Here is a 23909-nt window from a genome sequence, read left to right as displayed (position 1 = left end):
GGTAGTCGTTCTCTCGAATAATGATGGCTGTGTTATTGCCCGGAGTGCAGAGGCGAAAGCCATCGGGGTCAAAATGGGTGACCCGTATTTCAAGCAAAAGGATTTGTTCAGGCGATACGGCGTTGTTTGCTTCAGTTCTAACTATGAGCTCTACGCAGACATGTCTGACAGGGTAATGACCACGCTCGAGGAGATGTCCCCGCGATGTGAAATTTACAGTATCGATGAAGCGTTTTGTGACCTGACTGGTGTGCGTAATTGTCGCAACCTGGAGGATTTCGGTAGGGAAATCCGTGAAACCATTTTGCTACGCACGCGTCTCACCGTGGGCGTTGGGGTGGCGCAAACTAAGACTTTAGCCAAGCTCGCTAACCATGCTGCTAAGAAATGGCAGCAGCAGACGGGCGGTGTGGTGGATCTGACGAATTTAGAAAAGCAGCGCAAACTGATGGCGTATTTCCCGGTTGATGAAGTCTGGGGCGTTGGGCGTCGTATTTCCAAAAAGCTTGAGGGCATGGGCATTAAAACCGTCTTGCAGCTGGCTGACACGGATATCCGGTTTATCAGGAAACACTTCAACGTGGTACTCGAGCGCACCGTTCGTGAACTACGCGGTGAGCCCTGCCTCGGCCTGGAAGAGTTTGCCCCAACCAAACAGGAAATCGTCTGCTCACGCTCATTCGGTGACCGGGTGACTGAATACGAACAGATGCGCCAGGCCATCTGTAGTTATGCGGCGCGTGCCGGGGAGAAGCTGCGGGGTGAACATCAGTTCTGTCGTTACATCTCCGTTTTCATCAAAACATCCCCGTTCGCGCTGAATGAGCCATATTACGGCAACCAAGGTGCAGTGAAGTTAATGACGCCAACGCAGGACACCCGAGACATTATAGCTGCGGCGATGCGCTGTCTGGATAAAATCTGGAAGGATGGATATCGATACCAGAAAGCCGGGATCATGCTGGGTGACTTCTTCAGCCAGGGTGTGGCGCAGCTCAATCTGTTTGACGACAACGCGCCGCGGCAGAACAGCGCAGCGCTGATGGAGGTGCTCGACCATCTGAACTATAAGAACGGGAAGGGTGCACTGTATTTTGCAGGGCAGGGTATCCAGCAACAGTGGCAGATGAAGAGGGAGATGCTTTCACCACGCTATACCACGCGCTGGGAAGATTTGCCGGTAGTCAAAGTGAGATAGGTTCAATCAGTTCCTGTCCTTGGTACTTCACATTACCGACCGCTCGCGTTACTGGATGCCAGGTAAATTCATCAGCCGGTACAGCCGCCTCATGAGCCAGTTCACTCGCTTGAGCACCGCTGGTTTCTGGATTTATCCATTCCAGTGCTGCTTCGGGCGTAAATACTAAAGGTCTGCGGTCATGTATATCGACCAGGCCTTTATCAGCAGCAGCCGTAGCAATCAAGAATCCCTCAGCCTCATCCCCCACATCAAACGGCGGCTTGCCAATCGCGGCAAAGAAGAGCGGCTTCCTGTCTTTCCTGTAGATGTAATAAGGCTGTTTTTTGTCTCCTTCTTTTTTCCACTCATACCAACCATCAGCAAACACGATCGCCCGGCCATGATTCCAAAGTGGTTTGAACATCCGGCTGGTGGCCGCTGTTTCGACTCTGGCGTTTATTAGTGGTGGCTTGTCCCACCACCCTGGAGCATACCCCCAGTGAACGGGATCTAAGTGAAGGGTGCCGTCGCGATTATTCAGTAGAAGAACTTTTGTGCCGGGCGCCACGTTGTAACGACCTATAGGTTCTGGGTCATAGGGAATAGTGCTCTCGGCTTCTTCCGCCAGAAACTCGAGATAGTCGTCACGAGATTTAACTTGAGTGAATCGTCCGCACATAGTCGCCCCCCATAGCTTCAACAAAGTATAGTATTGTTGAGGTTATGGGGCATAGGGTCTGTCTTTGCAGGTAGATGGAAAACCAGAGGTCTAAGGGGAAAGAAATTTAATTTATTGGAGGAAGAGATTTATGGGGAGTGTGAAGCGTTGGATTGAACAGATGGAAGCTGATGAGGCTATGCATGAATGGATCAGCGACCATGTCGATATTGGGGTGGAGGAAGGTGATCCTGAATGGGAGGCAATGAAGGAGCAGTTCTTGTCTGGTGAGGTAAATGAAGAACATTTTTGGGATGATGATTATTTTGACGATGAACTTAACCGTCTTACAGCAGATGGTGTTGCCTATTTACAGTTCGAGACACAGTTGAACTTATTGAAAGAAGAGCTGCCAGATGCACCTTCTGATTCGACTATAAAAATGACTTACTCTTATTCAATCACCCTGATGGAAACCTGTTTGGGTGATATGATAAAGAGCCTTCTACTAAGTGATGATTACTATTTAAGTAATGCGATTAACAATGTTGATGAACTAAATAAAATTAAATTGCCTCTGAAGGAAGTTTATCTTAACAATGAAATAGTCCACAAGGTAGTGATAAAAACGTTCTCTGATTATCTCTACCATAACGTTGAGAAAATTGTCCCGATTTACAGTGCTGTACTAGGCGAAAAAACTCCCATTGACCTTAAAGATAAAATTCCTGAAATTGTCAATATTGCAAAAGTTCGACATGACATAGTCCACCGGAATGGTGCCGACAAAGAAGGCAATCCTCGAGATTTAAACAAACAGGTTCTTTTGAAAGCTATGGAAGATATCTATGATTTTGTTAAAAGTGTTTCGGAATCGATTGAAGGAGCTAAGTTAAAGCGAGTGCCGAAGTTATAATTCATATGTCCTTATTTGGTAAGTCGTTAATATTTCGGACTTGATGGCACTTAACTACAATAAAAACCCGGCTCGGTGGCCGGGTGATTTTCAATGTAAGCCTGAGGCGCTTTCTTGCGGGAAATCCATCCCAAACTGTTCTGGTATTGGGGTTATATCCGCTAAAGATTTTGCTGTTATCCCCAAAGACTGGCAACGATTGTAGACACCTTTATCATGAGTCCAAACTTCTTTGACACCTGTTGATTTGGCGATTGAAATAATTTGCCTATCAAACTTCACCTTGGTGGTGGTGTCAGAGTTCATCATTTGTTTAAGTTCTTTCAAGCTAGGCATCTGAGCGCATTCAATTGCCGCGATTTCATCAAAAGATACTATTTCGAAACACGATTGCGATTTAATCAGATTGATATACGCTTGGTGCTGATTTTTATCTATTCCTACCAGAAACTCTGCCAAGACAGGGGTGGGTATAAGCACAGCACCACCCAGGCTATCAACATGTTCGATTAGCGCTTCTGCACGTTTCTGCGGATCAGAAATAATTTCGCCAGTACACGGATCTGTGAGCGAAACTCCATCCTTGGTTCCAGTAAGAGCTTGAACCAAAACGTTGGTATCAAAAATTACTCGCAATTTAGTTTCCTCAATGCCTTCAGGATGGAGTGAGGATCTTCCTCTTCAGCCCATTGGTTTCCTGAAGCGGAACGGATAGTTTTAACCGCTTCTTTTAAGCTGACTTTCTTAATCTTTTCATATGAAGAGATTTTCAATTTTTTCAGCTTCCAGATGTCATCCTTACGTTCCCAATCGCCTTCCCCGTGTACCCTTATATTCTGGAATAGAATTGCACCGAGCTCTGATGCCAAAGCTGGTGTTGCTTCACAAGGGTAGGTTTCTCCATTAGCGCCTTCAATCTTTACAGGTATTGAATCGTCCTTCCCTCCAACGCTGTAGAGGCGACCTTGCAAGGTCGTTTTCTTACGGATATATAAAGGGATTTCTTTGCTAACTGTAGGAAAGAGGACGACGACATCATTATTTGCGTTAAGGATTTTTCCGTTGAAGCCGTCTTCATAAAGCAGATCTACAAGCTTAAGATATGGTCTGCCATTACTCTGAGCTGTAGCCAGAGAGCGGGAAATCACGTCTTTATAGGTAGCTTCGTTATCAACCCATGTATTCAGGCATGCAGATCCTTCGCTAACTTTATCAAAATGCACAGCATCAGCCGATCCGTACAAATCTGACAGAGCAGACAAATACTTCACCAACCGAGCCATTGGCAGCTTGTCAGGGCTTGTCCCATCTAATTTTAGAATGAGGCTATTTGGCTTGCGCATTTTAATAAAATCCACTATTCGGGGTTGCTGACCTAAGTATAGCTTCAATCACTTAACAAATAGCTGATTGCAGAATGGCTAGCAAAAACTTGACAGATGTTAACCCATAAAAATTATGTAGTTAACCTGGAATTATAGTCAGTGTTAATCCTAAGCGTTATTGCCAGCTTCTCTTTCCTTGTCTCACTGCTGCCATGATGGCTTTACCCGAGCTTTCGTATTCAGGTAGCGAAAGAACAACCCATTTCCCGTCCCAGTATCCAAGTAAGCAGCAACGATCGCTCGTAGTACTCTTAATGGCAAAGGTTCGCATATCACCTGAAGGAAAAGGGAGCTTCTCTCCTGGGCGAGGAAAGTAAATCCTTACCCCGCCGATGATCATGTTGTCCATCAGAGTTACTCGCTAACAAGCCAGAACTCGGCTTCTTCAAACATTTCCTCCACCAAACGATTTATCTTTTCTTTCTCTGTCTTCGTACAGTCGCTGTTAACAGCGTTGGCCTGCATCGGCTTAACGCGAACATCAGCAGCAGGGAATATCCCATGCACACGCTTTGTCAGTTCGGCCAGAATGAGGTCTTTGGCACCCGGTAAACCTTCCACATTACGTTTGTCATAAACGAGTTCAACATACATTGCTTATACCCTTTCATTGTTTAACTGTATAAATATACAGTAATGATTCTTTTGATATTGGGCAAGTAGCAGGAGTGAAAATTTTTTATGGGCGAGTTTTTCATGGAGAAAGGTGAGGTGTGACTTTGACCAGACAGGAATATTACGACTTTTTGGGTTATTTTATTGCAAATATCAGCACCCCAATAGCACCCCCTTTACTATTATGTTATTGATATATATAAAATTCGCCCCGGTGAGACACCGGGGCGAAAGTATTAGCGAGGCAGTGCGGTGCCCCATTGACGCCACTCTTTAGGCTCACTTTGCTCTAACAGGAAGTGTTTACCCGTTTCTGCTTTCGGTGCCAGTGGTGTACCAGGCGGCGTGGCGAAGGCGATACCACCGCGGATGAACTGGTTGAAGGTGCCGGTTTTCACTACACCACCCGTCAGACCGAAATCGAGACTATAACCAGAGGCCAGCCAGAATACTGAGCTATCACGCACCAGATGCTGGAAGCGCTTGCTGATACGCAGGCCGACCATCACGCGGTCAGAGAGGTTGCCGAGGGTTAACCCGGTCACCGTACCCACTTCGATGCCGCGGAATAGTACTGGCGTACCGATGTTTAGTGCGCCCGCTTCAGTCACTTCTACAACGATGTTCAGACCGTCTGAATAGCGAGAGTCGGTAATAGAGGCTTCCTGCAATTCAAAGTCACGACGTGCTGCGCCGCGGCCGGGTTCAACGTTGATATAAGGCTGGAGGATAGTATCGAGATTATCCACGCCAGAGGCCGAAATTTTCGGGGTGACAACAGAGAAGCGTGTGCCGCTGCGAGCAAATGTCTCTACAAACTCAGGGTAGAGTACCGCTTTGGCTTCTACTTCACTGCGTGAAGCTGTCAGATTCAGCGACTCAAGCTGGCCGATGTTAATACCCAGATAACGGATTGGCATACCTGCGGAAAGCTTACCTGCATCAAAGGTGTGCAAGGTAATCTGGCTGCCAACGGCACGGGCGGCGGTTTCAGAGGCGTAAAGTATCCGCTTATCACCTTTTTTCAGGCCGACGCTTGCGCCACTTAAGTTGTCAAAACTGATTGCCCCTTTTAAGGCGCGTGAAAGCGGTGAAGCCTGAACCGTCAGGCCGCTACCGTTAAGTTGCACGCGTGCGCCACCTTCAGCCCAGAAGACGCTGTTGGCGGTAAGCAGACTGCGATATTCCGGTTTAACGTTGACGTCGATATCAAAACTATTCGCTCGTGGACGCACGCTGATAATTTCACCGACCTGGAATTTACGATAAAGCACCACTGAGCCGGTCTGAATATCTGGCAGGCTGGCCGCGGTTAACGTTAATGTGGTCGTTGGTAGGTCGCTCAGGCTGTTTTCCACTGCCTTTTCAAGGTTGGCGTAGAGTGGATAGCTATCTTTCATAGCGCCTTTGTTACCTGGAATGACTCTGACACCGCCGTTGACCCATTCGCTGGCGCTGGCGCCCAGGAATTCAACGCCATCGATACCCAGCTTTACATCAATACGGCTGTTGACGACGAATTTGCTGTCGCCCTGAATCAAATGGCGATATTCAGGATCAATAGCTGCGGAGAAGGTGACGCCTTTTGCCGACAATTTGCGCTCAAGAATCTGCCCTACCTGCACGCCATGCAAAATAATCGGCTGGCCTGCATCAATGCCATAACTTTCCGGTGCCGTGAGGTTCAGGGTCAGAACATCAGGTTGCTGCAAGAGAGTTTTATCGCTTGGGAAAACCACAAAATGATTTTGCGGTTCACCTTCACCGGGCACCAATTCAAAAGTACTTCCCGTTAACAGACTGCTGATATTCGGGTTGCTGAGGGAAATCTTTGGGCTGCGCAATTCAATGCGTGTCCCGCTCCGCATCAGATTGACAACGCTTGGGTCCACCGTCATTTGACCGGTTACCGTGCTGCCTGGATTGAGGTTTAGTTTTGTCAGCGTTCCGACTTCAAGCCCTTGATACATCAGCGCGGTTGAACCGGCGTTTAAACCTTGTCCGCTCGGCAAATCAAGATCGATGATTACGCCACGCTGGCTATGCGCCAGATCTTCATACAGGCCAAATTCATCATCAGCTTTGGCTTCGGCTGAGTTTTCAGGTGAGTCAAAGGCGATAGCGCCGTTGACCAACGCCGCCAGGCTTTCTAGCTGAACTTGTGCGCCGGAAAGACTTACGTTGGCTTTTACGCCGGATACGTTCCAGAAACGGCTGCCTTTCTTCACCAGTTGGGTGAAGCGGCGATCAATAAGCACGTCAATAGTGACGCCCTGCTTATTGTTGTTGATGGTGTAGTCATACACTCGGCCTACCGGAATTTTGCGGTAATAAACGAGCGATCCACTGTTAAGCGAACCTAAGTCAGGAGCATGAAGATGAATCATCAACTCGCCGTTATTTAGGCGATATTTCGGTTGGGTATCCAGCGCGGTAAAATGCTCCTGCGGCTTGCCTTTACCTGGCATCATGCCGATATAGTTACCGCCTACCAACGCATCTAGCCCAGAAACCCCAGCCAGCGAAGCTTTCGGTGTCACCAGCCAGAACTGAGTATCTTCACGCAGTGCGTCTTTCATATCGCTTTTGACGCTGACTTTAACTTCAATTTTGCGCAGGTCTTTACTTAGGCTGATGCTTTGCACCGTGCCTACTTCAACACCCTGATAGCGTACAGGTGTGCGCCCGGCAACAATGCCGTCGGCTGAAATAAAATCAATAGTCGCCGTGGTGCCGCGCTCTTCCCAGGTTGTCCAGATGAGCCAACTGGCAATCATCAAGGCGATAATTGGCAGTAACCAGAAGGGCGAAATTCGGCGTTTTGTTTTAATTCGCGCTTCAGTCGGTGAAGCGGGCATTTCCTGACTCATGTGCGTCCCAAAGTAGTCGGCTATCCAGCCATTCGACTGCAAGAATAGTTAAAATAACCGCTGCGCCAAAATAAAACGCAGCCGGTCCCATAGTAAATGCCAGTAATTGATCGCGGTTAACTAGCGACATCGTTAGCGAAATAACAAAGAGATCTAAAATTGACCAGCGGCCAATCCAGGTAATAAAGCGTAGCAGCAAAATTCGCGTTCTAAGTCCTCGCTCGCATTTGAAATGAATGCTTACCAGCAGTGAAATCAGCACGATAACCTTGGTAAATGGCACCAGGATACTGGCAATGAAAACCACTGCGGCGACGGCAACATTACTGCTAGCTAGAGAGATAATGCCGGAAAGAATAGTATCTTCCTGACGCGAACCATTGACGTAAAGAATCGAAATTGGCAGTAGGTTGGCCGGCAGTAGGAAAATTAACGAACCGATTAATGCTGCCCATGATTTTTGTAAGCTGTGGCGACGACGTGCTCTTAATGGCACATGGCAACGAGGGCAACGCCCACGGCTGTCAGGCACTCCTGTGAAATGGCAGCCCAGGCAAACTCGTAACTGGGGACCCCACGCTCGAGGAGGTCGCTGTGGATAAAAGCGAGCCCATAGCTGTTCTACATTTAGGTGAATTAGCGTCAACAGGCTCAGCACCACTAATGCAATAAACGCCACGAGACCTACGCCCGGTTGGATAAATGCAAACTCTCTGACTTTGATGCAGGCCACACCGATAGCGACTAGGTAAATATCTAACATTACCCATTCTTTGAGTTTATCAAGCATGAGTAAGACCGGGCGTAAATTCATCCCAAGAATATTACCAAAGTAGAGGTAAGCAATTGCGGCAACTAATGTTGCTGGCGCACCCACAGCACAGAACAACACCATTGCGGCTGTCAGGGGATCCCCCTGGCTAGTCATCTGCCATATGCCCTGGAACAAGTTGGCATCTATTCGTGTACCCAGTAAATAGATGCGTACCAGAGGCTCGGAAAAAGCGACAGGCATAAGCAGTAGCATGGCAATTGCCATTGCCGCCAGACGAGTAAGTGACCAGTCGCGTCCATGGTAAACTTTGGCATCGCAGCGTGGGCAATACGCGCTCTGCGAGGATTTAACCGACGGTAACGAGAAAAGTGTATCGCATTGGGGGCAACGCTGATAACGTGCCTGCGGTACAGCATGGCTAATGGCGTGTATTTTCATGTGTCATCGTAAACTGGGAATACCGCTGGCGCATGGGGTATCTCAATGGGTTATGAAATATTCGTTAAGCGTATAGTAATTCATTGAATGATACACCTTGTGGCATAAGGCATTTAATGCTTATTTTACTATGCTATGCAGTTGAGTAAGACAACATACTATGGTTAATCAATGAACAAAGAACAATTTTACGCGGACTTGAACCGCGATTTCAGTGCGTTAATGGCAGGTGAAACAAGTTTTTTGGCGACGTTGGCAAATACCAGCGCGTTGCTGTTCGAACGTCTCGACGGTGTTAACTGGGCAGGCTTTTACCTATTAGAAGACGAGACTCTGGTTCTGGGACCTTTCCAGGGCAAGATTGCTTGCGTTCGTATCCCGGTAGGAAAAGGTGTTTGCGGTACTGCGGCTTCCACTAAAAGCATCCAGCGCGTCGAAGATGTGCATGCTTTTGATGGTCACATCGCTTGTGACGCTGCCAGCAACTCCGAAATTGTCCTGCCACTTACGGTAAATGGCGAGCTAATAGGTGTTCTGGACATTGATAGCACGGAGTTTGGGCGCTTCACACCTGAAGACCAACTCGGCTTATCTCAACTGGTGACGCAGCTTTCGCTGACGCTTGCCGACACGGATTTTAAAAAATTCTTCACTCGTTAGCATGATAAACAACGGATAACGTGGCATTTGCTGATAGCGTCATTATAATGTCGCCTGTTCATGCCTGCGGATTGTTGGCAACTCCGTTGTAATCAGGAAATTTCATGGAAAATCAACCTAAGTTGAATAGTAGCAAAGAAGTCATCGCCTTTTTGGCAGAGCGTTTCCCACAGTGCTTTAGCGCTGAAGGTGAAGCCCGCCCCCTGAAGATTGGTATCTTCCAGGATTTGGTCGCGCGCGTTGAAGGGGAGATGAGTCTCAGTAAAACTCAACTTCGCTCCGCGTTACGTCTTTATACTTCAAGCTGGCGTTACCTGTACGGTATCAAAGTCGGCGCAATCCGTGTTGATCTCGACGGTAACCCTTGTGGTGAACTCGATGAGCAGCACGTAGAGCATGCTCGCAAGCAGCTTGAAGAAGCAAAAGCTCGTGTTCAGGCACAGCGTGCAGAGCAGCAAGCGAAAAAACGTGAAGCGGCTATTGCTAACGGCGAAACCGTTACCGATAAACCTCGTCGCGAACGCAAGCCTCGTCCTGCTCCGCGTCGTCCAGAAGCTACAGAACGTAAACCTCGTGTAGAAAAACCGGCGCCGCAAGCTCCGCGTGAAGAAAAACGCACTCCGGTTACAGACATTTCTGCTTTGCAGGTGGGTCAGGCAATCAAAGTCAAAGCGGGTAATAACGCGATGGATGCCACAGTACTGGAAATTACCAAAGATGGCGTCCGTGTACAGCTGACTTCTGGTATGGCAATGATCGTACGCGCAGAACACTTGCAGTTCTGAAACGGAGGCCAGACCCGGGCATGAACAAATTCTTTAAGCGTACGGCTGTCGCTAGTCTGTTGTTTCTTGCAGGTAGCGCACTGGCCGTCGAAAATATCACGCAAGCTTCTCAAATCCCGCAGTTAAAGGAAGAGACACAGCATGCAACGGTGAGTGAGCGTGTAACTTCACGCTTCACTCGCTCGCACTATCGTCAGTTTGACCTGGATGAAAATTTTTCCGCAAAAATTTTCGATCGCTATCTAAACCTCCTCGACTATAGCCACAACGTGCTGCTAGCCAGTGACGTTGAGCAGTTTGTGTCGCGGAAAAAACAGATTGGCGATGAATTGCGCACCGGTAAACTGGACGTATTTTACGATCTCTACAATCTGGCCCAACAACGTCGTTTTGAACGTTATCAATACGCGTTGAAGGTGCTGGAAAAACCTATGAATTTCACGGGTAACGATACCTTTAATGTTGACCGCAGCAAATCGCCGTGGCCTGCAAACGTTACAGAGTTAAATTCCCTGTGGGACAGTAAAGTTAAATTTGACGAACTGAGCCTGAAGCTGACCGGTAAGACCGATCAGGAAATTCGTGAAACGCTGACCAAGCGTTATCAGTTCGCCATTCGCCGTCTGGCTCAATCCAATAGCGAAGATGTTTTCTCTCTTGCGATGACAGCCTTTGCCCACGAAATCGACCCGCATACCAATTACTTATCGCCACGCAACACAGAACAATTCAATACCGAAATGAGTTTATCTCTGGAAGGTATTGGTGCTGTGCTGCAAATGGACGATGACTACACGGTTATCAACTCGATGGTAGCGGGTGGTCCTGCTGCGAAAAGCAAAACGATTACCGTTGGTGACCGTATTGTTGGTGTCGGCCAAACAGGGAAACCTATGGTTGATGTGATTGGCTGGCGTCTTGACGATGTCGTTGCGCTGATCAAAGGGCCTAAAGGTAGCAAGGTTCGTCTGGAAATCTTACCGGCAGGTAAGGGTACTAAAACACGTGTGGTTACCTTAACCCGTGAACGCATTCGTCTTGAAGATCGCGCCGTCAAATTGACGATTAAAACGGTCGGTAAAGATAAAGTGGGTGTGCTGGATATCCCAGGCTTCTACGTTGGTCTGACAGATGATGTCAAAGTCCAGCTTCAGAAGATGGAAAAACAGAACGTGAAAGGCGTGATCATCGATTTACGCTCGAACGGTGGCGGTGCATTGACCGAGGCTGTCTCACTTTCTGGCCTGTTTATCCCAAGTGGCCCAGTTGTTCAGGTACGTGATAACAACGGTAAAGTGCGTGAAGATAGCGATACTGACGGCGTTGTCTACTACAAAGGTCCGCTGGTGGTGATGGTTGACCGCTTTAGTGCTTCGGCTTCTGAAATCTTTGCAGCAGCAATGCAAGATTATGGGCGTGCACTGATTGTGGGTGAGCCTACCTTCGGTAAAGGCACTGTTCAACAGTACCGTTCTTTGAATCGTATCTATGATCAGATGCTGCGTCCGGAGTGGCCTGCGCTTGGTTCTGTGCAATACACCATCCAGAAGTTCTACCGCATTAATGGCGGAAGTACTCAGCGTAAAGGTGTAACGCCAGACATCATGATGCCTACTGGTACTGAAGAGACTGAGACTGGCGAGAAGTTTGAAGATAATGCGCTCCCTTGGGATAGCATCAACGCCGCTACTTACGTTAAGTCAGGCGATCTGACTCAGTTTGAGCCGCAATTGCTTAAACTGCACCAGGATAGAATAGCAGCCGATCCTGAGTTCCAGTACATCATGAAGGATATTGCTCGCTTCAATGCCCTGAAAGATAAGCGCAATATTGTCTCCCTGAATCTTGCTCAGCGCGAGAAAGAGAACCAGGAAGATGATGCTACGCGTCTGGAGCGGATTAATGACCGCTATAAACGAGAAGGAAAAGCACCGTTGAAGAAACTCGACGACCTGCCGAAGGATTATCAGGAACCTGATCCTTATCTCGATGAAACGGTTCATATCGCGCTGGATTTTGCAAAAATGCAGCAAGATAAACCAGCTGAGCAACCCGCTCCTGCTAAGTAACTCCTCCAACGGGCACAAAATTTTGTGCCCGTTTTTTTTACCTCTATCAAGCCGCGTAAATCAACCTCTTCTTAAATGTAAAGTTATGTATTATTAACCACTTGGCAACGATGAATGCTTGAAAATAGCAAGCTTGCCCCTACGATGTGGGGTAACGCAGAATGCGTATTTTTAACCGAGGTAAAAAGAAAATTATGATGCGTATCGGGCTTTTCCTGTTGACCAACCTTGCAGTCATGGTCGTTTTCGGGCTAGTGCTAAGCCTGACGGGGATCCAGTCGAGCAGCGTGCAGGGTCTGATGATCATGGCGGTGTTGTTTGGCTTTGGTGGTTCAATCATCTCATTACTGATGTCCAAATGGATGGCATTGCGTTCAGTGGGCGGGGAAGTGATTGAGCAACCGCGCAATGAAACAGAGCGCTGGCTGATGGAAACAGTGCGCCAACAGTCTCAGCAAGCAGGTATCGCCATGCCGCAGGTGGCTATTTACCATGCGCCAGATATTAATGCGTTTGCCACTGGCGCTCGTCGTAATGCATCGCTTGTTGCTGTTAGCACCGGTCTTCTGCAGAACATGAGCCGTGATGAAGCAGAAGCGGTTATCGCACACGAAATCAGCCATATCGCGAATGGCGACATGGTAACCATGACGCTGATTCAGGGCGTGGTGAACACCTTCGTAATCTTTATTTCTCGTATCATCGCGCAAGTCGCTTCTGGCTTCTTGTCTGGTAATCGGGATGAAGGTGAGAGCAACAACGGCAACCCGTTTGTCTATTTTGCCATTGCGACTGTTCTGGAACTGGTATTTGGTATTCTGGCGAGCATCATCACAATGTGGTTCTCACGTCACCGTGAATTCCATGCTGATGCCGGATCTGCAAAATTGGTCGGTCGTGAAAAAATGATTGCCGCACTGCAGCGCCTGAAAACCAGCTATGAACCGCAAGAAGCTAGCAGCATGATGGCGTTTTGTATCAATGGTAAGGCGAAGTCTATGAGTGAATTGTTCATGACTCACCCACCGTTGGATAAACGTATTGAAGCGCTGCGTAACGGCGAATACCTGAAGTAGTCGTAAAAGGTGGTAAAAAAGCGTGCCATCGCTGGCACGCTTTTTTTATGCCTGCGAAGTCGTAGGTTGGGACATGCGTAAACTGCTGACAATGGCGGCGATGGTTGCAAAACTCCCTGCCAGTAAAAGCGAGGCATGCGTTCCGTGAATCGCGAAAAGGTTGAACATCAAAGCCACCAGGGCTGCACCGCAACTCTGTCCTAATAAACGAGCCGTGCCTAACATGCCACTAGCACCGCCGCTGCGGTTACGCGGCGCTGAAGAAATAATGGTGTGGTTATTAGGTGACTGGAACAAACCGAACCCAGCACCGCACAAAAGCATGCGCCAGATGATATCGATATCGGTAGGGTTGTGTGGTAACAGCGCTAAAGCAAATAAACCGAATGCCATAATAACAAGCCCGAGCCCACCCAGCAGCCCTGCATGTACTCGCCCAATCAAATGACCTGCAACCGGAGCCATTATCATTGTTGCAATTGGCCACGGTGTGAGAAGCAGACCCGTTTCGACTTCGCTGCGTCCTAATGTTGATTGCAGGAAGAAGGGAAGTGAAACCATCGCTAGCATTTGAGCGGCGAAGGAACAAACGGACGTTCCCATAGATAATGAAAATACAGGAATACGCAATAAATCCACGGGTAACAGAGGGAAGGGCAGTTTCAGTTGGCGACGAATAAAGAAGAAGCCAATCACAGCTAATGCAACGAGCTCGGAAATGATCAGCCACCCTGACTGCCCTTGGGCAAAACCACTAATTGCCGAGATCAACAGACCGAACGTCAAGGCATTCATAATCGCGCTGGGGATATCAAAGCGTTGGCCCTGTGATTTTTGTTGATTGGGAGGTAGAAAACGAATTGCTAGCAATAGCGCGAGAATACCAATTGGCACATTAATCAAAAACAGCCATTTCCAAGACGCGACAGAAAGAATAGCGGCGGCAATAGTTGGCCCGGCAGCTGAGGATACGGCGACAATAAACGAGTTAATTCCCATTCCGCGGCCGAGATGTCTTTGCGGGTAGATAAGCCTGATGAGAGCAGTATTGACGCTCATTAATGCGGCACCGCCAAAGCCCTGAAGCACACGAGCAAACGTCAACATGGGCAATGAATTCGACAGCGCACAGAATAGTGATGTCATGCAAAACAGAATCAGCCCGCACTGATATACCCGGCGATAACCAAAAATATCGCCTAAGAATGACATCGACAGTAACGAAATAATTATCGCGATTTGATAGCTGTTCACTATCCAGATGGATTCTGCCGGACTGGCGTTTAGTTCTCGGGCAATAGTTGGAAGTGCTACGTTTGCGATCACGCCATCCAGAACTGCCATTGTGATACCCAACGCAATGGCCAAAATAGCACCATAGCGCTGCGGTATTGGCAGCCCATCAGCAAGGGTTTTATCCATAAGGGAAATTTAACTTCATGGGTGATTTATTCGAAGAGCAATAATAATAGCACTAAATTTAAGGGATATGTCGCAGATTTGTAACGAAATAGAATAGATTCATTGCGATGACATGGTAGTCAACTTATACTAAAAACCAGTTCTGATTTTTATAAAACAAATGCGATCGAGGTGATTTAATGGCTATCGCAGATCTGGATAAACAACCTGATTCTGTCTCTTCTGTCCTGAAAGTTTTTGGCATTTTACAGGCGCTTGGCGAAGAACGCGAAATTGGTATTACTGAATTATCGCAACGCGTAATGATGTCAAAAAGCACCGTCTATCGCTTTTTGCAGACTATGAAATCCCTGGGTTATGTTGCTCAGGAAGGCGAATCTGAAAAATACTCGCTAACCCTAAAGCTGTTTGAGCTGGGTGCGCGTGCATTGCAGAACGTTGATTTGATTCGTAGCGCAGACATTCAAATGCGAGAACTATCGCGTTTGACGAAAGAAACCATCCACTTGGGTGCGTTGGATGAAGACAGTATTGTCTATATCCATAAGATTGACTCTATGTACAACCTGCGCATGTACTCGCGCATCGGTCGTCGTAACCCATTGTACAGCACCGCGATTGGTAAAGTGCTTCTGGCGTGGCGCGATCGCAATGAAGTGCGTGAAATCCTTGCTGATGTGGAATATAACCGCAGCACTGAGCGCACTATCATGAGTACCGACGAATTGTTGGACGTTCTGGATACCGTGCGTGAGCAGGGTTACGGTGAAGATAACCAAGAACAGGAAGAAGGTTTACGCTGCATCGGCGTACCTGTTTTTGACCGATTTGGAGTTGTTATTGCCGGTTTGAGTATTTCATTCCCGACACTTCGTTTTTCTGAAGACAGGCTCCATGAATATGTAGCGATGCTTCATGACGCAGCGCGAACTATTTCTGAACAAATGGGTTATCACGAATATCCATTCTGATGAAAGAGAAAACGCCGCTATTTAGCGGCGTTTTCTTTATATGTTCCTAGTTACCGGTATCGATAACTTCATCACTTTTACGCAATACTGGGCAATCGCTAAGTCCGATAATTCCACTACTGGTATGAACAAATTGTGCGGTGGTGACATTTCGAGCAGTTAGGTATTTGCATTGAAGCCCCATACCTGCAGCATTTTCATGACTTCCAATCAAAACTCCATATCCAGAGAGGAGTAAACCGATCCACAAAAGCGCTATTACAATAATAGTGCGGATCACAATACGCATAGGTGCCTCTTATTATTAAGTAATTAGACTTCTAAGCGTAGCGGATTGCACTGTAGTAGCAATGTGATGATTCTTAAATAATATACGTGAGAGTTATGTGTCGTTTAGGCTGTCTATGTCAGACTTTACAATAAATAGGAAAGAGGTGGAGAGTGTAGTGAGAAAGTACAGATGGCTTATTCTGATTGCGGTTTTTTTCGTCTGCATGCTGCTATGGACCCAAATGGTCAATGTAATGTGCGATCAGGATGTACAATTTTTCAGCGGCATTTGTACAATTAATAAATTTATTCCCTGGTAGTGTGTTTTTATCCACATAGTGCTTACCTTAAGACCCGGCAGGTGTAGAATAGCGCGTTTTGCTGAGGTGGTAATATGAACGAATTAAGTGTTGGCGCGTTGAATATCGTGTCCCTGACAGTTTCCCTGGTGGTACTGGTTATCGGCCTCGTAATGTGGTTCTTTGTTAACCGTGCAAGTAGCCGCACCAGTGAACAGATCGAGCTTCTTGAAGAGTTGCTGGATCAGCAAAAGCGGCAGACTGCTCTGTTACGACGTTTGTGTGAAGCGAACGAGCCTGAAGTAGTCAAGGAAGCACCAGAAGTAGCAAAGGAAGATGACGAAGTGGAAGATGATTTTATTCGTCTGGTCGCTGAGCGCTAATCCTGATTAACCTGTTTGTGTTGCTGTGGAGTGACCATGCGGTGGAAAAATCCTTGGTTTGATCCCCTAAAATTTCATCACCAAATTGACGGTTTTCGTAATCTGGAGTCAAGCTTACGAAAACCGGGTGATGTTGAACGTTGGCGTAAAGAGCGAAAAGCGCAGGGATTGCCCCATCCTCCGAGTAATGGTTATGCCGCCTTCACTGAACGTTGGTGGCAAAAGGCTGAACTCCAGGGCGAAGATGACCGGCTGTGGTGGTTAGGGCATGCAACGGTATTGTTGCGTATCAATGGCCTGTATTTACTTACCGACCCCGTGTTGTCCCAGCGAGCTTCCCCATTATCGTTTGCAGGCCCTAAGCGCAAGACTCCATCCCCAATTCATATCAATGAATTGCATCAACTTGATGCTGTTTTGATTTCACATAATCATTACGATCATCTGGACCGTTCCACCATTCGACAGATTGTCCGTCGTTTCCCCGACACTCATTTCTTTGTCCCGCTGGGCTTAAAGCAGTGGTTTACCCGTCGTGGTATACGCCATGTAACTGAGCTTGACTGGTGGCAGAGCTTTACCCTGCAAGGAATGACTTTTACAGCGGTGCCGGCACAGCACTGGAGCATGCGTTCATTCTGGGATCGTAACCGGAGTTTGTGGTGCGGGTGGATTATCGAAAGTAGTCACTTAAGGATATGGTTTAGCGGTGATACAGGCTATACAGCAGGACTTGCTGATATTGCTTTGTTCAGAGGCTCCCTGGATGCGGCATTGATACCAATAGGTGCTTATTCCCCGCGCTGGTTCATGAGTAGCCATCATATGGATCCGCAGCAGGCGGTTAAGCTTTGGCAGCAGTTGGGCAGGCCTTTTACGGTTCCTATCCATTGGGGGGTATTTGATCTGGCTGATGAATCACTGGACATGCCACCGCAAGAGCTACTAACCGCACTTGATGATGAAGGTGAGGATGGGCGACTCTTTTCGCCGTTGTGTATTGGTCAAAGTTCACACTTATTTAAAATTAAGACTTAAACATTATTAAAAATTTTTAAGACGCTATTACGAGCTATCTTTTGGTTACTTTATTACATCGAAAATATAGCGAAACGTTTTTATTGCCTCATCATGAAGCATGGGTTGATTAAACTTTCATTCTTTTGGTGCAATATAAACAGACAACTGCTCAAGCTTTATTCATTTTTCCATTTTCGCTATTTCTTATACCAGTTATATTGTTTTAGTAGCAATGTGAGATTGTTCATTTTTTGCATAGCTATGCTAAAAAAATCATAAGCATAATCCCGGTGATATCGACTTTTTCACACTTCGCCTGGACGAAAAGATATCTTTGGGCTATGGTAAAAACGTTGTCTGTGGTCGTCATATGAATGCACGGAATCATCATTGTTTACTGTTAATCTATGCACAAATTGTGCATTTCATTTTCATTACAATATGAGTTTCAGAATTTTTGCGACAGATCGATACACGCCGAAAAATGGCTTGCCATTGATTGCGTTGTATGTGATAACACGTTGGGTTAAACGAGGTACAGTTCTGTTTATGTGTGGCATTTTCAGTAAAGAAGTTCTGAGTAAACACGTTGTCGTTGAATACCGCTTCTCTGCCGAGCCTTATATTAGTGCCTCATGCAGTAATGTCTCTGTTTTAGCTAAGTTATGCCTCCGGGCAAAGAAAACAATCTAAGGAATTTTGCAAAATGGCAAAGATTAAAGGTCAAGTTAAGTGGTTCAACGAGTCTAAAGGTTTTGGCTTCATTACTCCTGCTGACGGCAGCAAAGATGTGTTCGTACACTTCTCTGCAATCCAGGGTAACGGCTTCAAAACTCTGGCTGAAGGCCAGAACGTTGAGTTCGAAATCCAGGACGGCCAGAAAGGCCCTGCAGCGGTTAACGTAACTGCTATCTAATTCGTCTGAATTAGACCTGGCGCGAATAACGCCAAATTTTGATGAAAGCCTCGCTCTTGTAGCGGGGCTTTTTCATGTCTGAATGTTGACCATTATTTTTCTATGTGTTTCTGGAAAGCTCTCTCAGTTATGTCTTGTAGCAAAGCAGCGCATCTTGTAGCACTGTTCCTGTCTGGTTAATTTCCCCATTATGTTTAAATTTTCAATCGCTTAGTTGTCGTTAAGGATTGAATGTGAGAAAAACCGCCCCTGGAATCGTGGGTAATTTTATTCAGTGGCGTTTTGCTCTTCTTTGCATCGCTATCTTTATGTGTCTGGTGTTCTTACTGGGGCGTGTTGCCTGGTTGCAAATCATCTCACCCGAAAATCTGGTTAAGCAGGAAGACATGCGTTCATTACGTGAAGAACCCATCGTCGTACCGCGTGGAATGATAGAAGACCGCAATGGCAGACCTTTTGCGGTGAGCGTCCCGGTAAAAGCAATCTGGGCTGACCCGAAAACAGTAATGGAAAAAGGTGGCGTGCAAATTAGTAGCCGCTGGCAGGCTCTGGCAACAACCTTACATATGCCACTTAATGAAATTGCCGCCCGCATTCGCCGTAATCCAGCCGATCGCTTCATTTACCTCGCCCGCCAAATTGATCCGCAACAAGCGCAATACATCGAGAGCCTGAAACTGCCAGGAATTTCATTACGTGATGAATCACGTCGGTTTTATCCCGCAGGCCATGTTGCAGCAAACTTGCTCGGCTTTACCAACATTGATGATCAAGGTATTGAAGGTATTGAGAAAAGCTTCAATCGCCAGTTGACGGGTAAAGCGGGCGAGAGACTGGTTCGTAAAGACAGGCATGGGCACGTCATAGAAAATATCACGGAAACTGCAGCAAACCCTGCTCACAACCTCATGCTAAGCATTGATGAACGACTGCAAACGGTCACGGAAGACGCACTGAGTAATGCTGTCTCCTGGAATAAAGCTGAATCTGCCGCAGCAGTTATTCTTGATGTGAATACTGGCGAAGTATTAGCGATGGCGAGTTGCCCGACGTTTAATCCAAATAATCGTGACGGTGCCACGCTGAACGATTTCCGTAATCGGGCAATTAGCGACACATTTGAGCCAGGTTCAACTGTTAAACCGATGGTAGTTATGACCGCACTTCAGCAGGGGATTGTCCAACCAGATAGCGTGGTGGATACCCATCCTTACACAATCGATGGTCACCGTATACGCGATGTGGGTTACTACCCGCAGCTTACGTTGACCGGAATCCTGCAAAAATCGAGCGACACAGGGGTTTCACGGCTTTCTCTGGCGATGCCAATCCAAAAATTGTTGGATACCTATAAGAACTTCGGTTTTGGGATGCCAACAGGATTGGGGTTGACAGGGGAGAGCAGTGGCCTGTTACCGCACCGTAAGTTCTGGGGAGAGTTGGATCGCGCCACATTTTCCTTTGGTTATGGTTTGATGGTCACACCTCTGCAACTGGCGCATGTTTACGCCACTATCGGTAGCTATGGTATTGCCCGCCCACTTTCTATTACCCGTGTTGATCCGCCAGTAGTTGGGCAAAGGGTGATGTCTGAAACCATTGCCCATCAGGTTGAACATATGATGGAAAGTGTGGCATTGCCTGGCGGCGGTGGGATTAAAGCCGCGGTGCGCGGCTATCGAGTTGCCATTAAAACCGGAACGGCCAAGAAAATTGGCGATGATGGCAAATACATCGACAAATACATTGCCTACACCGCAGGTGTCGCTCCTGCGAGTAATCCGCGCTTTGCGCTGGCGGTGGTAATTAACGACCCGGAAAATGGTGCCTACTACGGCGGTGCAGTTTCGGCACCGGTCTTCAGCCAGATAATGAGCGATGTGCTGCGACTGGAGAATATCGAACCTGATGGTTTGCCACAGGGAGATACCAATTTAACGGTGTTAAATAAGGCTGTTGTCGAGGGTCCTGCAGGTTAGTGGCTTTTCGAAGCGGAGCGTAAGCGGTACACTTGCGCCCTTTACGATTGCCTGGAGTTCTTATGTCTTATCTTTGCCCGCTTTGTCATGCACCGCTTGCTCCCGAGGGGAAGAGCTTTGTTTGCCCGCAAGGCCACCAATTCGATAAGGCAAAAGAGGGATATGTGAATTTGCTGCCAGTTCAGCATAAGCGTTCAAAAGACCCGGGCGATAGCAGCGAAATGATGCAGGCCCGCAGAACATTCCTTGATGCCGGGCATTATCAGCCGCTGCGCGATGCTATCTGCCTTATTTTAGAACAGGCTGCCCCGGTTACTTTGTTGGATATTGGCTGCGGGGAAGGGTATTACACGGCGGGTTTTGCACAAATTGTCGCAAAAAATGAAGGAATGACCTGGGGATTAGATGTTGCAAAAGTAGCGATTCGCTATGGGGCAAAGCGCTATCCGCAGGTGCAGTTCTGTGTGGCATCGAGCCACCGTTTGCCGTTTGATGATAATAGTCTGGATGCCGTGGTGCGCATTTTTGCCCCGTGCAAAGCTGAAGAGTTGGCGCGGGTGGTGAAACCTGGCGGCATCGTCATCACTGCCACGCCTGGCCCACGCCATTTAATGCAGCTGAAAGGTTTAATTTATGACAACGTGGTGCTGCACAGTACCGAGTCTGAATCTTTACCCGGTTTTGTAGCAGAACAGACGCAGAGCATTGGCTGGCCGATGACGTTACAGGGAAATGAAGCGGTTGCACTATTGCAAATGACGCCGTTCGCCTGGCGTGCCCGCCCGGAAGTGTGGCAGGCTTTGACGGCTGAAACGGCATTCACTTGCGAGACAGATTTTGTCATTCGCGTCTGGCGACGCGAATCATCAGTTTAATGTGCTGAAGTGGCTATAAAGAATCTGACAACCAATCCCAATTAGCACCACACCGCCGAGGATCTCGGCGCGCTTACCGAGCAGAGGGCCGATAAACCGGCCCAGCATCATACCTAGCGTGGACATAATCATGGTCGCGCAACCAATAGCCAGAGCGGTTTCAATAATATTGACTTGCAGGAATGCGAGGCCGACACCGACCGCCATGGCATCAAGGCTGGTGGCGATAGCCGTGGTGACTAATAGCCAAAATCCATGACGTTGAAGCTTTGGCGCTTCTTCGTCATCGTTACCGCGCACACCTTCATAAATCATACGAATGCCGAGAAACACCAGCAGGATAAATGCAACCCAATGATTCCATTCCAGCACGACCTTGCTTGCCAGAAGACCCAGGCACCAGCCGATAAGCGGGGTGATGGTTTCGATGACGCCAAAGATAAGCCCGGTTCGTAACGCTTCAGAAAACTTAGGTTTATGGAGAGAGGCACCTTTCCCGATTGATGCAGCAAAAGCATCCATCGACATGCCAAAAGCGAGAATAATAGTAGCGGAGAGATTCATGCAAATGCCTCAGTTGGGAATATCCATATACACGTCAACCATCCCCAACTTAAATGATGGTTACGTGCCTATGGTCTCGCCTACTCAGTATTTGAGTCGTACATGCCACGTTATAAATCTTGCTTAAACAAGTAACGAGTATGTTGACATGTACATTTTCGCAATCGCGAAAATCGGCTACTCCCCAACGACGGGCGCAACCTTAACATATTCTTTAAAGATAAAACAATAATTGAAGCTATTATTCTTAATGCTTAAATGATAACGATTTTCATTAACTTTAATTGATGACCTAATCGTTAAAATAAGAGCACACTAATTGTGCGAAATAGCAGCGGCTATATTTTATAGATTGTACAAAAAATATAAAAATATAGACTTTGCTATGTTTCTAACTTATTGAGTAACAACCATTAACTTATAAATCCTCTCCAGGTCATCAATGTTTTTCACTCGGATGAGCAAGCGGCGTTGTTCTAATTGTAAAACCAGAACACCATCCTCAGATAAATTCATCTCTTTAATTCGGGAATATAAAACCCACGCGTTCGCAAAGAAGAAGCCCTCTGTTTTAAACAGTAATTTAGGTTGTCTAATCCACGAAATATAAATAGCAATGAGTGCCAGCGCAGATAATAACCAGGTGGTGACCGGGGCGCCGCCAGAGGTGACGTTGTTGTAGATGAGGATAGCAACCAACCCGAAGAAAATGGTTCCGTCGATACGGTTGCGGCGCAGAAGGGGAACTTTCAGCAGGGTTTTGCCTTTGAGCTTATCCATGATGAACTCATCGTAAACCGCCCAGGCAAGCAACAGCACAATAAATACCAGCAGAACTACATCCGTCAAAGTCATAACACTACCTTCACTCTAAACAATAAAAAACCGGGGCAAGTGCCCCGGTTCGTATAACAAACTAATTACAGGCCTAGCAGGCCGATAGCATAACCGACAATACCAATAACGAAGAAGCCCATGATGATCCACAGCGCGTTGACTTTCTTACGCAGCAGCCACATACAAGCAAACGTTAACAGCAGTGGCACAAGGCCCGGCATCAACTGATCAAGAATAGTTTGAACGGTGGTCACTTTCACAGCGCCAGTCTGGTCGGTAATCTTCGACACGACTAGCGGTATATTAACGTGTGTCCACTTGTTAACCAGCGCCCCCATGACAAACAGGCCGAGAATTGACGCCCCCTCAGTCAGTTTTTGCAGGAAGCCGCCGCCCATATCCTTAACGATATCGATCCCTTTACGGTAACCGTAAGCGACGCCGTAATAACGAGTCAGCAAACGCACGGCGTTAAACAGGATGAAGAACAACAGTGGGCCAAGCAGGCTACCGCTCATTGCGATACCAGCACCAAGTGCTGCGAATACTGGACGTACGGTACCCCAGAAGATAGGGTCGCCTACACCAGCCAGCGGCCCCATCAAACCAACTTTGATACCGTTAATGGCACCATCGTCAATTTCTGCACCGTTTGCACGCTGTTCTTCCATCGCAAGCGTAACGCCCAATACAGGAGCCGCAACGTATGGATGGGTGTTAAAGAATTCCAGGTGACGCTTAATTGCTTGTTTACGAGCATCGTTATTTTCAGGATACAGGCGTTTAATTGCCGGAATCATGGAGAAGCAGAAGCCCAACGCTTGCATACGTTCGAAGTTCCAGGAACCCTGGAAGAGGTTTGAACGCAGGAACACGCCACGAATATCACCTGGGGTGAGTTTCTTCTCGGTAGTCGTTGTTTTGGTGGTATCAACCATTTCGCTCA

General features: G+C 47.4%; 25 protein-coding genes and 1 riboswitch. Of the genes, 14 read left to right on the top strand and 11 right to left on the bottom strand.

Going from position 1 to position 23909, the window contains the following annotated elements; all coding sequences use genetic code 11:
* Positions 1 to 1198 (top strand): Y-family DNA polymerase (locus M977_RS02075; protein WP_167351082.1); only part of this gene is annotated, 1198 nt, incomplete at its 5' end.
* Here the strand turns inward: M977_RS02075 and M977_RS02070 are convergent.
* Entirely contained in the window at positions 1185 to 1859 is a 675-nt protein-coding gene (locus M977_RS02070) for an SOS response-associated peptidase (RefSeq protein WP_064511877.1), read from the bottom strand. The two genes, M977_RS02075 and M977_RS02070, sit on opposite strands and share 14 nt — an antisense overlap.
* Before the next feature lie 130 nt (positions 1860 to 1989).
* Here M977_RS02070 and M977_RS02065 point away from each other — a divergent pair, with 130 nt between their 5' ends.
* Positions 1990 to 2754: a hypothetical protein gene (locus tag M977_RS02065; protein WP_064511876.1), complete on the top strand. Its 765-nt coding sequence runs from the start codon at positions 1990 to 1992 to the stop codon at positions 2752 to 2754.
* Between the two features lie 90 nt (positions 2755 to 2844).
* Here M977_RS02065 and M977_RS02060 read toward each other — a convergent pair whose 3' ends face one another.
* The 5 genes from M977_RS02060 to yebS all read right to left on the bottom strand — a co-directional run bounded on the left by M977_RS02060 (position 2845) and on the right by yebS (position 8837).
* The gene (locus M977_RS02060) at positions 2845 to 3390 is read right to left on the bottom strand and encodes a type II toxin-antitoxin system VapC family toxin (protein WP_064511875.1); all 546 of its coding nucleotides are present in this window, start codon (positions 3388 to 3390) and stop codon (positions 2845 to 2847) included.
* Positions 3381 to 4097 carry a hypothetical protein gene (locus tag M977_RS02055; RefSeq protein ID WP_064511874.1) on the bottom strand — a complete coding sequence of 239 codons (717 nt, stop codon included), beginning with the start codon at positions 4095 to 4097 and terminating at the stop codon, positions 3381 to 3383. Before M977_RS02055 ends, M977_RS02060 begins: the two co-directional genes overlap by 10 nt.
* A gap of 396 nt (positions 4098 to 4493) precedes the next feature.
* On the bottom strand, positions 4494 to 4733 hold the full coding sequence (locus M977_RS02050; RefSeq protein WP_064511873.1) for a DinI-like family protein: 240 nt from the start codon (positions 4731 to 4733) through the stop codon (positions 4494 to 4496).
* A gap of 257 nt (positions 4734 to 4990) precedes the next feature.
* Positions 4991 to 7624, bottom strand: coding sequence for a PqiB family protein (locus M977_RS02045; RefSeq protein WP_064511872.1), 2634 nt, complete (start codon positions 7622 to 7624; stop codon positions 4991 to 4993).
* The gene (gene yebS, locus M977_RS02040) at positions 7593 to 8837 is read right to left on the bottom strand and encodes a membrane integrity lipid transport subunit YebS (protein WP_064511871.1); all 1245 of its coding nucleotides are present in this window, start codon (positions 8835 to 8837) and stop codon (positions 7593 to 7595) included. The genes M977_RS02045 and yebS overlap by 32 nt, the downstream gene beginning before the upstream one ends.
* A gap of 171 nt (positions 8838 to 9008) precedes the next feature.
* Between yebS and M977_RS02035 the strand changes: the two genes are divergently transcribed.
* The 4 genes from M977_RS02035 (at position 9009) to htpX (ending at position 13427) form a co-directional block, all read left to right on the top strand.
* Positions 9009 to 9497 (top strand): GAF domain-containing protein, encoded by a 489-nt coding sequence (locus M977_RS02035; protein WP_064511870.1) that lies wholly within the window; start codon positions 9009 to 9011, stop codon positions 9495 to 9497.
* Between the two features lie 104 nt (positions 9498 to 9601).
* Positions 9602 to 10282 carry an RNA chaperone ProQ gene (gene proQ / locus M977_RS02030; RefSeq protein WP_034455172.1) on the top strand — a complete coding sequence of 227 codons (681 nt, stop codon included), beginning with the start codon at positions 9602 to 9604 and terminating at the stop codon, positions 10280 to 10282.
* Between the two features lie 20 nt (positions 10283 to 10302).
* Positions 10303 to 12351 (top strand): carboxy terminal-processing peptidase, encoded by a 2049-nt coding sequence (gene prc / locus M977_RS02025; RefSeq protein WP_064511869.1) that lies wholly within the window; start codon positions 10303 to 10305, stop codon positions 12349 to 12351.
* A 194-nt stretch (positions 12352 to 12545) separates the two neighbouring features.
* Entirely contained in the window at positions 12546 to 13427 is an 882-nt protein-coding gene (gene htpX, locus M977_RS02020; RefSeq protein ID WP_034457026.1) for a protease HtpX, read from the top strand.
* Positions 13428 to 13472: 45 nt separating this feature from the next.
* On the opposite strand, the gene M977_RS02015 is transcribed toward htpX, so the two are convergent.
* A complete protein-coding gene (locus M977_RS02015; RefSeq protein WP_064511868.1) occupies positions 13473 to 14849 on the bottom strand; it encodes an MFS transporter in 1377 nt (458 codons plus the stop codon).
* A gap of 179 nt (positions 14850 to 15028) precedes the next feature.
* Between M977_RS02015 and kdgR the strand changes: the two genes are divergently transcribed.
* Positions 15029 to 15820: a DNA-binding transcriptional regulator KdgR gene (gene kdgR, locus M977_RS02010; protein ID WP_034455177.1), complete on the top strand. Its 792-nt coding sequence runs from the start codon at positions 15029 to 15031 to the stop codon at positions 15818 to 15820.
* Positions 15821 to 15866: 46 nt separating this feature from the next.
* Here the strand turns inward: kdgR and M977_RS02005 are convergent, their stop codons facing one another.
* The gene (locus M977_RS02005) at positions 15867 to 16109 is read right to left on the bottom strand and encodes a YobH family protein (protein WP_034455179.1); all 243 of its coding nucleotides are present in this window, start codon (positions 16107 to 16109) and stop codon (positions 15867 to 15869) included.
* A 157-nt stretch (positions 16110 to 16266) separates the two neighbouring features.
* Between M977_RS02005 and mgrB the strand changes: the two genes are divergently transcribed.
* The 7 genes from mgrB (at position 16267) to rlmA (ending at position 21562) form a co-directional block, all read left to right on the top strand.
* Entirely contained in the window at positions 16267 to 16410 is a 144-nt protein-coding gene (mgrB, locus tag M977_RS24160; RefSeq protein WP_074391970.1) for a PhoP/PhoQ regulatory lipoprotein MgrB, read from the top strand.
* Positions 16411 to 16484: 74 nt separating this feature from the next.
* On the top strand, positions 16485 to 16772 hold the full coding sequence (locus tag M977_RS02000; RefSeq protein ID WP_064511867.1) for a YebO family protein: 288 nt from the start codon (positions 16485 to 16487) through the stop codon (positions 16770 to 16772).
* 36 nt (positions 16773 to 16808) lie between these two features.
* Positions 16809 to 17810 (top strand): MBL fold metallo-hydrolase, encoded by a 1002-nt coding sequence (locus tag M977_RS01995; protein WP_064511866.1) that lies wholly within the window; start codon positions 16809 to 16811, stop codon positions 17808 to 17810.
* A gap of 531 nt (positions 17811 to 18341) precedes the next feature.
* On the top strand, positions 18342 to 18485 hold the full coding sequence (locus tag M977_RS24155; RefSeq protein ID WP_072009398.1) for a DUF2627 domain-containing protein: 144 nt from the start codon (positions 18342 to 18344) through the stop codon (positions 18483 to 18485).
* Between the two features lie 13 nt (positions 18486 to 18498).
* Complete coding sequence (cspE, locus tag M977_RS01990) at positions 18499 to 18708, top strand: transcription antiterminator/RNA stability regulator CspE (RefSeq protein ID WP_001062678.1); 210 nt, start codon at positions 18499 to 18501, stop codon at positions 18706 to 18708.
* Between the two features lie 233 nt (positions 18709 to 18941).
* Positions 18942 to 20687 carry a peptidoglycan glycosyltransferase FtsI gene (ftsI, locus tag M977_RS01985; protein WP_064511865.1) on the top strand — a complete coding sequence of 582 codons (1746 nt, stop codon included), beginning with the start codon at positions 18942 to 18944 and terminating at the stop codon, positions 20685 to 20687.
* A 62-nt stretch (positions 20688 to 20749) separates the two neighbouring features.
* Entirely contained in the window at positions 20750 to 21562 is an 813-nt protein-coding gene (rlmA, locus tag M977_RS01980; RefSeq protein WP_064511864.1) for a 23S rRNA (guanine(745)-N(1))-methyltransferase, read from the top strand.
* Here rlmA and mntP read toward each other — a convergent pair.
* The 3 genes from mntP to M977_RS01965 form a co-directional block, all read right to left on the bottom strand.
* A complete protein-coding gene (mntP, locus tag M977_RS01975) occupies positions 21554 to 22126 on the bottom strand; it encodes a manganese efflux pump MntP (protein WP_064511863.1) in 573 nt (190 codons plus the stop codon). The genes rlmA and mntP overlap by 9 nt on opposite strands.
* 10 nt (positions 22127 to 22136) lie before the next feature.
* Positions 22137 to 22324: riboswitch (yybP-ykoY riboswitch) on the bottom strand.
* Positions 22325 to 22522: 198 nt separating this feature from the next.
* The gene (locus M977_RS01970) at positions 22523 to 22981 is read right to left on the bottom strand and encodes a DUF986 family protein (protein WP_064511862.1); all 459 of its coding nucleotides are present in this window, start codon (positions 22979 to 22981) and stop codon (positions 22523 to 22525) included.
* A 65-nt stretch (positions 22982 to 23046) separates the two neighbouring features.
* Positions 23047 to 23901: a PTS mannose transporter subunit IID gene (locus tag M977_RS01965; protein WP_034495941.1), complete on the bottom strand. Its 855-nt coding sequence runs from the start codon at positions 23899 to 23901 to the stop codon at positions 23047 to 23049.
* Positions 23902 to 23909 lie beyond the last annotated feature (8 nt).

Source organism: Buttiauxella gaviniae ATCC 51604 (assembly GCF_001654835.1).
Classification (GTDB): Bacteria; Pseudomonadota; Gammaproteobacteria; order Enterobacterales; family Enterobacteriaceae; genus Buttiauxella; species Buttiauxella gaviniae.
This window is presented reverse-complemented; position numbering and strand designations above follow the sequence as displayed.